General features: G+C 72.4%; 10 protein-coding genes. 3 read left to right on the plus strand and 7 right to left on the minus strand.

All coding sequences use genetic code 11. From position 1 onward, the window contains the following. Nucleotides 1-12: 12 nt before the first annotated feature. From OG509_RS04325 to OG509_RS04345, 5 genes are read right to left on the minus strand one after another with little or no spacing between them, the layout of a single operon-like run. A complete protein-coding gene (locus OG509_RS04325) occupies nt 13-2,541 on the minus strand; it encodes an aldehyde dehydrogenase family protein (protein ID WP_406180251.1) in 2,529 nt (842 codons plus the stop codon). Continuing rightward, a complete protein-coding gene (locus OG509_RS04330; RefSeq protein WP_406180252.1) occupies nt 2,538-3,734 on the minus strand; it encodes an acyl-protein synthase in 1,197 nt (398 codons plus the stop codon). Before OG509_RS04330 ends, OG509_RS04325 begins: the two co-directional genes overlap by 4 nt. Beyond that, on the minus strand, nt 3,731-4,867 hold the full coding sequence (locus OG509_RS04335) for a GNAT family N-acetyltransferase (RefSeq protein WP_406180254.1): 1,137 nt from the start codon (nt 4,865-4,867) through the stop codon (nt 3,731-3,733). Before OG509_RS04335 ends, OG509_RS04330 begins: the two co-directional genes overlap by 4 nt. Next, nucleotides 4,864-6,156, minus strand: a complete 1,293-nt coding sequence (locus tag OG509_RS04340; protein ID WP_406180256.1) for an MFS transporter — start codon at nt 6,154-6,156, stop codon at nt 4,864-4,866. The genes OG509_RS04335 and OG509_RS04340 overlap by 4 nt, the downstream gene beginning before the upstream one ends. Further along, nucleotides 6,153-7,445 (minus strand): phenylacetate--CoA ligase family protein, encoded by a 1,293-nt coding sequence (locus OG509_RS04345; RefSeq protein WP_406180258.1) that lies wholly within the window; start codon nt 7,443-7,445, stop codon nt 6,153-6,155. Before OG509_RS04345 ends, OG509_RS04340 begins: the two co-directional genes overlap by 4 nt. 312 nt (nt 7,446-7,757) lie before the next feature. Here OG509_RS04345 and OG509_RS04350 point away from each other — a divergent pair, with 312 nt between their 5' ends. Next, nucleotides 7,758-8,378 (plus strand): molybdopterin-dependent oxidoreductase, encoded by a 621-nt coding sequence (locus tag OG509_RS04350; RefSeq protein WP_406180260.1) that lies wholly within the window; start codon nt 7,758-7,760, stop codon nt 8,376-8,378. A 75-nt stretch (nt 8,379-8,453) separates the two neighbouring features. Next, nucleotides 8,454-8,786 carry a hypothetical protein gene (locus tag OG509_RS04355; protein WP_406180262.1) on the plus strand — a complete coding sequence of 111 codons (333 nt, stop codon included), beginning with the start codon at nt 8,454-8,456 and terminating at the stop codon, nt 8,784-8,786. A gap of 29 nt (nt 8,787-8,815) precedes the next feature. Here the strand turns inward: OG509_RS04355 and OG509_RS04360 are convergent, their stop codons facing one another. Then, nucleotides 8,816-9,802, minus strand: a complete 987-nt coding sequence (locus OG509_RS04360; protein WP_406180264.1) for an alpha/beta fold hydrolase — start codon at nt 9,800-9,802, stop codon at nt 8,816-8,818. 111 nt (nt 9,803-9,913) lie between these two features. Further along, nucleotides 9,914-11,350, minus strand: a complete 1,437-nt coding sequence (locus OG509_RS04365) for an MFS transporter (protein WP_406180265.1) — start codon at nt 11,348-11,350, stop codon at nt 9,914-9,916. Nucleotides 11,351-11,489: 139 nt separating this feature from the next. On the opposite strand from OG509_RS04365, the gene OG509_RS04370 reads away from it, so the two are divergent. After that, complete coding sequence (locus OG509_RS04370) at nt 11,490-12,311, plus strand: helix-turn-helix transcriptional regulator (protein ID WP_406187457.1); 822 nt, start codon at nt 11,490-11,492, stop codon at nt 12,309-12,311. Nucleotides 12,312-12,373: the final 62 nt, after the last annotated feature.

The raw sequence follows: 12,373 nt of genomic DNA on the forward strand, positions 1-12,373 counted from the left end.
GACCGGCCGGGGCTACCGCCTGCGGTCCACCACCGCCAGCAGCTTCCCGCTGGTCACCGCACGGTCCAGATCGGCTCCGTCCACCACCTCGACCGCGAAGTCGAGCAGCTTCTCGCCCACCGCCGACCGCAGTTCCGGGTACGCGGCCAGGAACGCCTCCCGCGCCCGCTCCGGATCCGGGGCATGGGCGCTCTCCAGCCGTACGGTGAGGCCCTCGCGGGCCGCCCCGGCCGTCAGGACGGCCTGGAGCTCACCGCCGTACCCCAGGTGCTCCCCGGCGATGGCCACGAAACGCCGGTAGTTGAGGAAGTACGTCGCCACCCGCATCACCTCGCCCAGCCGGCCCAGCAGCTCGAAACGCGGCGCGTGGCTGCCGCACGGGCAGCGCCCGGGCAGCGCGCGCCCGAGGTCTCCGATCACGTACCGGTCGAGGTGCTGGCCGCGCCGGGCGCGGGTGGTGAAGACGAGCCGGCCGGTCTCCCCCGGGGCCACGGGCCGGTCCTCGTCGGCATCGACGATCTCCAACGTGTGCAGGTCGGCGTGGAGGTGGTGAACGCTGCCGCCGCTCTCGGTGCACTGGTAGCCGAGCGGGCCGAGGTCCGTGCTGCCGTAGGTGATGGAGTGGATGACCTCGATGCCGAACGTCTCGGTCAGCGTCCTGCGCTGCTCCTCGGTGAAGTGCTCCCCGCCGTAGTAGATCTTGCGGAGGCCTCCGTACGAGAGCAGCAGCTCCGCCTCCTCGTGCAGGAGCTGCCAGAGGTACGAGGGCATGCCGAACAGCGTGTCCACCTCGTACGCGACGATCATCTCCGCGGTGGCGCGGTGGTCGGAGCCGGCCGCCATCGGCATCTGGACGCCGCCGAGCCGCTCCAGGATGGAGAAGAAGCTGATGAACCCGCCGTACATGCCGCCGCAGTAGAAGAGGTTGGCCGTACGGTCCCGGGCCGGGTCGTAGCCGGCGGCGAGGAGGCCGCGGGCGGCGGCGTGCATCTGCGTGTCGTAGTCCTCGTACGTGAACAGCGACAGGGCGGGCGTACCGGTACTGCCGCCGCTGCGGAAGTACAGCTCGGCATCGCCGCGGTCGACCCCGCGGTTGAGGTCCTGGACGGCGGCCTTGTCCAGCAGCGGCCCGGTGGGCGGCGCGAAGACGGCCGGCCGGGCGAGGTCGTCGAGGCAGGCGGTGGCGGCGAAGCGCGCGTCGGCCTGGACGGCGACGCGGCGGCTGTAGCGCTGGAGGGCGTAGACGCCGTCGTGCGGTTCACCCGCGTAGCCCGCGGTCATGGCCCCGACGGGGGTGACGCGGGTGGCCCCGGCCGCCAGTACCAGGGCGGAGAGCTCGGCGATGTCGGTGCGGCTGCCCGCGATGCCGGCCGTCTGGAGGTAGCGGCGCATGGGGCGCAGCGCGGCGATGAGGTCCTTGCGGGGCAGCGGCTTGACCCAGACGCTGCGGTGCAGCGGTGAGGCGGTGAGGGCCGGGCGGGTGTCGGCCATGACGCGCCAGGTGCCGTCGGGGGCGGCCAGGACGCGGGTGAGGCCCAGGTGCTCCTCCAGCCGGGCGAGGTGCTCGGTCGTGGTCAGTTCGGCGTACTCGGCCGGGTCGAGGTCGCGGTCCGACGCGGCGGGCGCGGGCTGCGCGGCCAGGGCGGCGGCGAGGCGCTCGGCGAACGCGTGCAGGACCTCGGTGTCCGCGGCATCGGTGTCGAGGTAGACGACCTGGGGGCTGGAGCAGGCCTGCTGCTCGAAGAGGCAGACGTCCTCGGCCAGGGCGGTCACCGTCGCCTCGTCGGCCCAGGCGTCCTGCGTGACGTAGGCGAAGGAGATCTTGTGTCCCCACTCCACCAGTCGGCAGCCGGCCGGGACATGGGCGGCGACGCCCTCGACGGCGCTCTCGCCGCCCCAGACCGCGACGGCGTCGGCGGGTGCGCACATCAGGCGCAGCCAGTCCTGGCGGGAGGAGGGGAAGCGGAGCACGATGATGCGCTCGGCGAGGGCCCCGGTCGGGTCCTGCGCGGCGAGTTCGGCGAGGAGGTGCTGGGCGAGGAAGGTGTCGGCGCTGCTGGTCTTGAGGACGTTGACGTTGCCGGCGAGGAGTCCCTCGATCAGGCTGAGCGGGGCGACGGTGGCCGCGTTGCCGGGGGCTATGTGGGCGACGAGGCCGACGGGCGCCCAGGCCTCGTACACCGTCTCCTTGGCGTCGGGGCGGTTCAGCCGCTGCGGGGCGGCGCTGCCCAGCTCGCGGCGGAGCTTGCGGGTGAGGGAGGAGCGGCCCAGGAACTCGGCGAGTTCGGCCAGGAGTTCCTCCCGGTCCACGTCACCGCCCTCGGGCAGGTGCGGGGCCAGCCGCTCCCGTACCCGGTGGCCGGGGTCGCGCAGGGCGCGGGAGAGGGCGTCGCAGGCGGCCAGGACGGTCTCGGTGTCCAGCGGCGCGGCGAGCGCGGTCTCGACGGCGGCGGCCAGGGTGGCCAGTCGGCGGGCGGCCTCGTCGTCTCCGATGAAGGTGCCCTGCCAGTAGTGGTGGTTGAGGTTGATGGTGTCGGTCACGACATTCCCTTCATCAGTTCGGCGGCGGCCACGGCACAGCTGCGGTTGCGGCTGACCCCGGCCCGGCCGTGGATGGTGAACCACGGGGTGGTCAGCTCGCAGCCGCACTCCTCGCCCGGGTGGAGCGAGGCGAGGTCGCCCATGACGACGCTCTGCGCCGGTACGGAGGTGATGTACGGGGACACCAGGTGCAGGTAGCCGCGCTCGCCGTACGGCAGCGGTTCGAGGGTGCGGGTCGAGCGGATGAAGACGCGGGACCAGACGGGCGCGTGGAGGTTGTGGTGCGCGCACTCGATGTACGGGATGCAGTGCTCGACCGAGCCGAAGGTGTCCCGGATCCGCTCCGAGGGAACGCCCAGCTGCTCGGTGACGCGGGCGTACAGCTCGTGCTTCCCGATCTGCCGGTCGGTGTGGCCCTTCCAGCCGCCGCCGAGGATGATCAGGGAGCCCTCCGGCAGCTCCAGCGGCGGGAGGCCCATGGCCCGCATCCGCTCCAGCGTGAACCAGAGGAACGCCGGGAAGCCGAGGATGCGGACGGGTACGTCGTCCTCGGCGAAGCGGCGCAGCGCGGCGACGCAGCCGAACGGGTCGAACTCGTGCCCGTTTCCGGTGTTGCGCAGGGCGTACTCGACCTGCCGGGCCGGGGCGAAGTCGCACAGGTAGTTGTCGGTGAACGAGGTGCCCAGGTTGAGGTCGCGGGCGGGCTCGTAGCTGTAGAGCAGGTAGTTGACCGGCTGGTCGGGGGTGATCCAGCCGTTGTGGTCGAAGATGCGGGCGACCATGCGCTGGGCGGAGCGGATGGTCCACTCGTCGAAGAACATCTGCGACTTCTGTCCGGTGGTCCCGGAGGAGGTCAGGTGGAGGTGGACCTCTTCCTCGGGTATGGACAGGACCTCGTGGCGCTTGAAGAAGTTCGCGTGCACCAGGGGCGCCCGGTACGGGGTGTCCGGGCGGGCACCGTCGTCGTACAGGCTGCGGAAGAACGGGGAGCGCTCGCGGTGCCAGTCGTTGATCTCCGCCATGGCGGCGGTGAACAGCTCCTCCTCGGCGGGACCCGAGGTGTAGGGCGCGGTCAGGTCGCAGAGCTGCTGCACCCGGCCGAGGGCGGCGGCGTCGGGGACGTCGACGGGGGCGAGGTGGGGTTTCGCGGGGGTCGTGGAAGGAGTCGTGGAAGGGGGCGTGGAAGGGGTCATGAAGCAACCTCACGTACGGGCAGATGCGTCGACGCCCAGGCCGACACGTAGGAATCGAGGAAGGGCCGCAGCGGCGGGTCGACGACCAGCCCGCGGAAATCGATGTGCTCGGCGGTCCGGGACATCACCACGTAGTCGTGGAAGCCGTCCCCGTCCCGGCGCATGGCCGGATACAGGGCACTGGCGATGAAGCCCTGGGCGGCGAAGGCGGAGAGCGCGGCGTGGTGTTCCAGCGGTACGAGCGCCTCCACGTAGCCCGCGCCGGCGCGGGTCAGGGTACGGGTGACCGGCTCCAGCCAGCCGGCGGCGGCCGCCGGGTCGGGGTGGGCGGTGACCAGGGCGCAGTAGCCACCGGTGCGGTTGAGGTAGGCGTACACCTCGAAGCCGCCGTCGTCGGGGGTGAGCAGGATGTTGGGGGTGTGCAGCGGGTAGAACCAGCGGCCGGTGTCGGGGAAGTGCTCGTGGAAGCGGCGGCGGACGAAGGCCGGCGCCTCGATCATCTCCAGCCGGCGGGGGGCGGGCCCGGCGGGCACCGGGACGGGCGGTGCGGGCCGGGCGTCCGCGTAGCTGATGCCGAGGCTGGCCTCGGCGGTACGCAGCAGGGGCAGCAGGGAGGCGGGGACCTCGGTGACGGGTACCCGGCGGTCCAGCACCCCGGGCGAGTGACGCGCGTAGAGTGCGAGGCTTTCGCGGCTGCTGAGATCGACGGCGTTGGGCAGGATCCCGAGCGGGCGGAAGCCGTTGCGGGCCACGACGCGCTGGGGTCCGGCGCTGACGGTACGGACGGTGGCGTACACCGAGTCGAGCTTCCCGGCGTCGAGGGTGCCGGCGCACACGGCCTCGGTCAGCTGCCCGGCGAGCCCGGATCCGCGCTGGTCGGGGTGGACGGCGAGCCCTTCGAGGCGGCCGACGCGGCTGCCGGGTTCGCTGTGGACCGCCGCCGATCCGGCGAGGGCGCCGGTACGGGGGCAGCGTGCGACGAGCCAGAGCGTGTGCGGATCCTGGATCAGCCGGGACATCTCGGCGGGGTCGGTGCCGAGGGCGGTCGGGTAGTGCGGGCCGTAGACGGCGTAGTAGAGCTGGCGGAGATCGGCGATGTCGGCCGGGGTGGCCTGTTCGATCGTGTCGGTCATCGCGTGCCTCCTGCGGGGGTGGGCTCCGGCGCGGGAGCCGGGTCGGGTGCCTCCGCCGGGCGGGAGTGGCCGGGCAGCAGGGCCAGGGCGAGGGCGGCGGGCACGAGTCCGGCCGCCTGGATCAGGCAGAGCGTCTGGGCGGAGAGGTGGTCGCCGAGGAATCCGAAGAGCAGCGAGGCGACCGGGAAGGTCGCGCCGAGGACGGCCTGCATGACGGCGAAGAACGCCGGCTTGTCGGCGGCCGGGACCAGCCGCTGGAACAGGGCCACGAAGCGGACCCCGATCACCCCGACGCACCAGCCGGTCAGCAGCAGGGACCCGGCGATGGCGGGCCGTGCGGCGATCAGACCGGGAATGGCGAGGGCGGCCGCCATCGCGCCGAGGCACGCGGTGCCGACCACGGCGGGCCGGCCGGGCACCCGGGCGCCGGTGAAGGAGCCGACGAGCGTGCCCACGCCGAGCGAGGCCTCCAGGAGGGCGACGGTGGCGCCGTCGCCGTGCAGCACGGAGGCGGTGTACAGCGGCATGACGACGAAGACGGCCGTGGTGAAGAGGTTGGCCGCGGTGAAGCAGAGCAGGATGCCGCGGACGTACGGCATGGAGCCCAGCAGCTGACGCAGTGTCCGCCGCGGCGCCTGGTCCTCGCCGGCGGCGGCATTGGCGGCGGGGTGTTCCGCGGTGCGGAACCGTACGGTCGCGATGAGCAGGGCGGCCGTCACGTAGGCGGCGGCGCAGCCGACGGCGAGGCCGGCCACCCCGGCCGCGTCCACGACGAGGGCGCCGAGCAGGGCTCCGCCGAGGCTCGCCAGCGACTGGGTGGACAGCTCGAAGCCGGTCGCGGCCTCGATGTCCGCGTCGTCGACCAGCTCGGGCACGGAGGTGGTCAGGCAGGGGTCGAAGAAGGCCTGGCAGGTCGCCAGGGCGAGGGCGGCGGCGTACGCGGCGGCGACCGGGAGCTCGCTCGCGCCGGCCCACACGGCCAGCGCAGCGGCGGCGGCTCCCGCTCCCCCGGCCGCGGTGCGCAGCAGCGAGCGGTGGGCGAAGCGGGCGATGGCGCGGGCGACGAGCGGGGCCAGGACCACGGCGGGCAGCGTGCTGACGGCCATGAAAAGGCCGGCCGCGAAACCGCCGTCACCGGAGGCGGCGTCGCTGATGAGCCACCAGGAGATGCCCACCTGGAACATGCGCACGGCGGCCTGGGTGAGGACTTGGCCGAGCCATACGGTGCCGAAGGCGCGATTGCGCAGGACGAGGGGCAGTCGGCGGGCGGACACGGTGGGCGTCGTCATGCCGTCGGCCTCTCGTCGAGGACGCGGACGAGCTTGCCGGAGCGGGAGTTGACCACCAGGTCGCGGTGGCGGACCCACTCGACGCTCAGCGGGTGCACGAATCCGGTGGCGACGCTGTCGGGGTAGAGGGGCCGGGCGGTGTTCAGCCCGGTCACGACCTCCTTGGCCAGGACCTCCAGCCCGGCCACGTCCTGGCCGGGGGCGGTGGCAGGGGCGGTGGCGGTGGCCAGGCGCAGTACGAGGCCGTCGCGCCCCTCCCAGCGGCGTACGACGAGCTGTATGCCGGTGACACGGCAGTCGGTGTCGGCCTCGGCGACGGCGTTCGTGACGTCCTGCCAGTACAGCGAGACGGGGCCGACGCGTACGCCTTCCTCGGCCCGGCCGAGGATGCGGAACGCGCCGCCCTCGGTGTCGGTCCACTCCGCGCGGTCGCCCGCGGGGTAGCGGATGACGGGCATGAGGCGGCGGTAGAGCTGGGTGACGACGACCCGTCCGGGGCGGCCCGGCTCGCGGATCGGTTCGCCGGTCGTCTCGTCCAGGATCTCGACGAGGGTGTGCGGGGCGAACGGGCGGTGCGTACGCGTGTCTTCACCCGCGCCGGGCACCGGCCGGCCGAGGAGGCCGCCGTCGACGCTGGCGTAGCCGAGCGAGCGGGGTGTGGCCTGCGGGAAGGCCGCCGAGAGGAGGCGGCGCTGATCGTCGAAGAGGGCTTCGCCACCGAAGAACAGGAACTCCACGCCGGGCAGTTGACGGCCGGCCGAGGTCAGGTGCTCGGCGAGGCGGCACAGCGTGGTCGGCGTACCGGCGACGACGTCGGCGGCGAAGTCCTCGATCGTGGCGAGCGTCGATTCGAGCGGCGCGCCGCCGCCTATCGGCAGGCGGACGTTGGCGACGGGGGCGTGCGCGAGCGAGTCCAGGATGAACAGGAAACTGGCGTAGAGCTCCCCGGCGTAGAAGAGGTCGGCCACCCGGTGCCCGGGCCGCAGGCCCGCGTCGACCATGCCGGAGCCGAATGCGGTGACGAACTCCTGCCATTCCTCACGGGTGAAGCAGGAGAACCGCGGCGTGCCGGTCGTACCGCCCGTCTTGAACACGACCGCTTCCCCGAGGGGGGCGGTCAGGACCCGGTTGTCGCTCAGGGTGTTGGCGGCCCAGAACGCGTCCTGGTCCACCACGGGCACGTCGGTGATCCGGCTCACGTGCGACGGCAGGTCCGCGTAGAGCTCGGCGTAGAAAGGGGAACGGTCGCGGGCGAAACGCACGAGGTCTGAAAACTGCTGGACGGGCATGCTGCCTTTACCTCGAAAGATGAAAGATGAAAGTTGGAATGGCCGGGAGACAGGCGGCGCACGCGTCGGGGAGTGGTGGAACTCACACCACTCTCATCCGTTGATCAGTCAACAATGCGGGCGTTGCGCACAGTTGGCGAGCGCGGCGCTAACCTGATGTCTGTTCACATGATGAGACAAGAGGAACGCACCGCCAAATCGATCGATGGCGGGACCACGGACTTCCGGCCCCCGGGGCCGAAACCGCACAGTCCGGCGGTTTCCTTTCGAAGTGATTCGGCGCGCCATTGCGAATGCGCCCGACCGGCCATAATGAAGGGAAGGGCAATCTCTGGCGAACAGGACGACGACCTCGTGGGAACCGCACCCCTGCCTCCGGGCCAGCGCCTCGCCAAAGGCTGGCCCGTATCGCACTACGGCCCGGTCCCGAAGTTCCGTCCCGAGCGCTGGTCCCTCCAGGTCTTCGGCGCCACCGCCACGGGCGACAAGTACGCCTGGTCGTTCGACGAGCTCTCGGCGCTGCCCGGCGTCACCATCGAGACCGACCTGCACTGCGCCTCGGGTACGACCTCGACGGACCACGAGTTCTTCGGAGTCGCCGCCCGGACGATCCTGGAGCTCGCTCCCCCGGCCCCGCAGGTCACGCACGTCATGGCCTGGGCGGAGTACGGGTACAGCGCCAACCTGCGCCTCGGCGACTTCACCTCCGACCGGACCGTCCTGGCCACCCACCACGGCGGCGAGCCCCTCACCGTCGAGCACGGGTTCCCGCTGCGCCTGGTCGTCCCGCACCTCTACGGCTACAAGGGGCCGAAGTGGCTGCGCGCGATCGAGTACATGACGGCCGACCGGCGCGGATTCTGGGAGGAGCGCGGGTACCACAACATCGCCGACCCCTGGACGGAGCAGCGCCACTCCTACCAGGAGGAATAGCCGGCCCGACCAGGCACCGCGCCCCGGCACACGGCCATCCGTGTCCCCGGTGCCCAGCGAATCGTTTGCCCAGGCATGACGACGACGCGCTCCACGCTCGCCACCCCGGCGCGACACCGGGCAGCTGAGGATGACGGCGACCGCCCCCCGTACGTCCCCACCCCCCGGCAGCCGGCCCACGCGGCCGTGTCCGCCCCGCTGTTCGAGCAGCTCGCCCGGGAGTGGACGGCGCGGGGGGCCACCGTGCCGGGGCGGCCGGATCCGGCCTGGCGGCAGCTGATCTCCTGGGAGCACTTCGAACGGGAGACCGCGGCCACCGTCCGCGACCTGCACCTGCGCGGCCCGGAGCCGGTGCCCGTGACCGTGCCCGCCTCCACGGGGAACCCTCCCCGGTGGAAGCGGGTTTGAGGCCGTGACGGGCCGAGGCGTCCGGAAGGTCAGCGACCGGCGCGGATCCGGCCCGCGATCAGCCGGACGGCGCTGATCGTCAGGTCCGGGTCGTGCAGCTGTACGTAGTGGTCGCTTCCGGTGGCCAGGAGGTGCGGGGTCTGCTCCCCCAGCTCCACCAGTCCCTGCTGGACCGCGGGCCAGGCGCGCTCCAGCGGTGCGAGGAGGGCCTTCGGACTCCCGGCCGGGGCCGCGAAGGGCTCCGTCTTGCTCAGTACGGCCATCGGTACCTTCGGCAGCGGCTTCGCCGCCCGCACCTCGCCGACCGCGCCGTCGATGTCGGCCTTCTCGAACCCCGGGTCGGCATCGAAGGGCGTACCGGGGTTGTTGAGCAGCCTCACGTACGCGGGCCACTGCGCGCCGAAGTACGGCCTCGTGTTCGTGCCGAACGCGTCGACGAAGACGAGGCCGGCCGTCCTCTCCGGATGCCGCTGGGCGTACAGACGGGTGATCATTCCGCCGAAGGAGTGGCCGACGAGCAGGTACGGTCCGGGCATGTGCGCCGCCGTCAGCACCCGGTCGAGGTCCGCGGCCATGGCGGCGAGGGAGCGCGTGCCGTTCTGCGGCGTGCTGCGGGTGGTGAGCGCCGGCGGGCTCGTGTAGCGGACGGTACCGGGCCGGTCGTACGTGCACACCCTCGCGAAGGCCGCGACGCCCGGGAACACCGCCGGTGACTTGGGGACGGGCGGGCGGGTGTCGGTGAGGTTCCAGGTGTCGGAGGAATCGTGCAGCCCCGATTCCAGGACGACCGTGGGGCTGCCGCTCCCCTTGCAGCTCAGCCAGAGCCTCCGGCCGCCGCCCACGTCGACCTGACGGGAGAAGTCCTGAGGGGCCCGGCTCGGCCCGGAGGAGGATGCGGACGCGGAGGCGGAGGCGGCCGGGGCGCCGCGCAGGGACGGCGGGCCGCCGCACCCGGGCAGGGCGGCCAGTGCCGTCGCCGCCAGGGCGGCGGTCAGGAGCGGGATCCGCTGTCGCATCGGTGCTCTCCGGTTCCTCGTGAGCCGCCCCGCCCCGTACCGTCCCGCCCGATCATCCGGTACGAGCAGCCCGACCCCAGGGATCGCCGCACGGGCAGCCGCCGCTCCCGGTCAGGCCTTGCGCGTACGGCCGCCGCCCAGGCCGAGGCCCACCAGGACCGCCGCCGCGACCACGATCGCCGCGTCGATCACCAGGACCGTACGGACCCCGCCGAACAGCGAGGCCTGCGTGGTGGCGAGGACACCGAGCAGCGGGATCCCGATCGTGAGACCGACCTGCTGCGTGGTGGTGACCAGGCCGGTCGCCAGCCCCTGCTCCGTGTCGGGCACGCCGCTCGTCACGGTGAGGCCGTACGAGATGATCGCGCCGAGGTGGAACATGCTGGCCAGCGAGACGGCGACGGTCGCCACGAGCGCGCCCGACTCGGCGCCCACGGTGAGCAGCGCGGCGGTGAACAGCCCCTGGCCGAGCAGCGAGCCGGTCAGCGTGCGCCGGGCGCCGAAGCGGCCGATGACCTTCGGTGCGTACGAGCCGGCGAAGGCGGAGGCGATGCCCTGGACGCCGAAGACCAGACCGGTGCGGAAGGAGGACAGCCCCAGCGTCTCCTGGAGGTACAGGGTCAGGACGAAGATGACCGTCGACATCATCGAGAAGGTCACCAGACCGCCGATGTTCCCCCAGGCGATCGTGCGCCGCTTCAGCATCGGCAGCGAGACCAGCGGGGCCGGGCTCTTCGACTCGACCACGGCGAAGGCGACGAGCAGGGCCAGGCCGGCGAGGAGCGTGCCCCACACGTCCACGCCGCCGAATCCGCGCTGGGCGGCCGTGGACAGGGAGTAGATGAGGGCGAGCAGACCGCCGGTGACGGTGATGGCGCCGGGTACGTCCAGGCGCGGCCGGTCGGGGGTCCGCGACTCGGGCAGCAGGCCGGGGGCGAGGGTGAGCACGATCACGGCGGTGACCGCGAGCAGACCCATCGTGGAGCGCCAGCCGAGGGTGTCGGTCATGACGCCGCCCAGGACCATGCCGATGGTGAAGCCGAGGGAGAGCAGGGTGCCGGAGATGCCGACGGCCTTGTCGCGCAGCGGGCCCTCGGGAAAGGTCGTGGTCAGCAGGGACATGCCGGTCGGCACGATGACCGCCGCGCCGAGGCCCTGGAGGGCGCGCCCGGCCAGGAAGGACGCCGGGTCCCAGGCCAGGGTGGCCAGCAGCGAGGCGGCGCCGAAGAGGGCGAGGCCGAGCAGGAACAGCTTCTTCCTGCCGTACAGATCGGCGATGCGGCCGAAGAGGAGGAGGAAGCCGCCGGAAGGCAGCGCGAAGGCGGTGACCGCCCACTGGAGGGCCGACCGGCTCAGGCCAAGGTCCTTGCCGAGCACCGGCAGGGCCACGTTCAGTACGGAGAAGTCGAGCGCCACCATGAACTGGGCGGCGCAGAGCACGAAGAGGACCAGCTTGGCCCGGCCGGTGAGCCCTGCGGGGGTCCCGGGGTCTGCCGCCCTTGCTGTGGTCTTCGTCGTTGTGGTCGTTGTCTGAGAATCGATCGCCATGGCCACACCCTCGCGGCCCGGGAATGCCCGTGGAGAGTGGGAACTTATCCTGTTGGTGGCACCACCAGGCAGCCGACAGGGGGATTGAGTGGCTACACCGATCGACAAGCACCGCCGTTCCGAGCTGCGCGAGTTCCTGATGAGCAGACGGGCGCGGGTCACCCCCACGCAGGCGGGCCTGCCCGACGGCGGAGCCCGCCGCCGCACGCCGGGCCTGCGCCGGGAGGAGGTCGCCGTGCTGGCGGGGGTCGGGGTGTCCTGGTACCAGTGGCTGGAACAGGGCCGCGACATCACGGTGTCCCCGCAGGTGCTCGACTCCGTGGGCCGGGTCCTCAAACTGTCCAGCGCCGAGCGGCGGCACCTGTACGTACTGGCGGGGCTCAACCCGCCCGCGCTCGAAGTGGCGCCCGCCGACCGGGACATGTGCCAGGGGCTGAAGCGGCTGATCGACGCCTGGATGCCGTTCCCCGCGCACATCATGGACGCGTACTGGAACACCGTGCTGTACAACGACGCTGCCGCGCTCGTACTCGGCATGCGCCCGGAGATCGTGCAGAACTGCCTCATCGCGTTCTTCACCGACCCCATCTACAAGGCCCGTTCGCCGCGCTGGGAGGAGAACGCCTGCAACGTGGTCGCCCAGTACCGGGCGGCGAGCTCGGAGTGGCCCGAGGACGAGGGGTTCCGGGCCGTCATCGAGGAAGCGCGCGAGCTCAGCCCCGAGTTCGCCGTGCTGTGGGACCAGCGGGACATCCGGCCCGGCGGCCAGATGCGCAAGGAGATCGAGCACCCGGTCGTGGGGACGCTGTTCGTCGAGTCGACGCAGCTGCGCGTACCGGCCCGGCCCGACCTCTCGATCGTGCTGCACACCCCACTGCCGGCCACCGACACGGCGGAGAAGCTGGAGTGGCTGACCTCGGCGGAGGGGCGCCGGGGAACCATGTACCCGATCGCCGGCTGACCCCGTACGCGGGGGCCCGGCGACCGGCCGTGCGGCCGGCCGCCCTGACGGCCGGCTACCGG

Origin of the sequence: Streptomyces sp. NBC_01006 (assembly GCF_045162725.1) — a bacterium.
GTDB lineage: Bacteria > Actinomycetota > Actinomycetes > Streptomycetales > Streptomycetaceae > Streptomyces.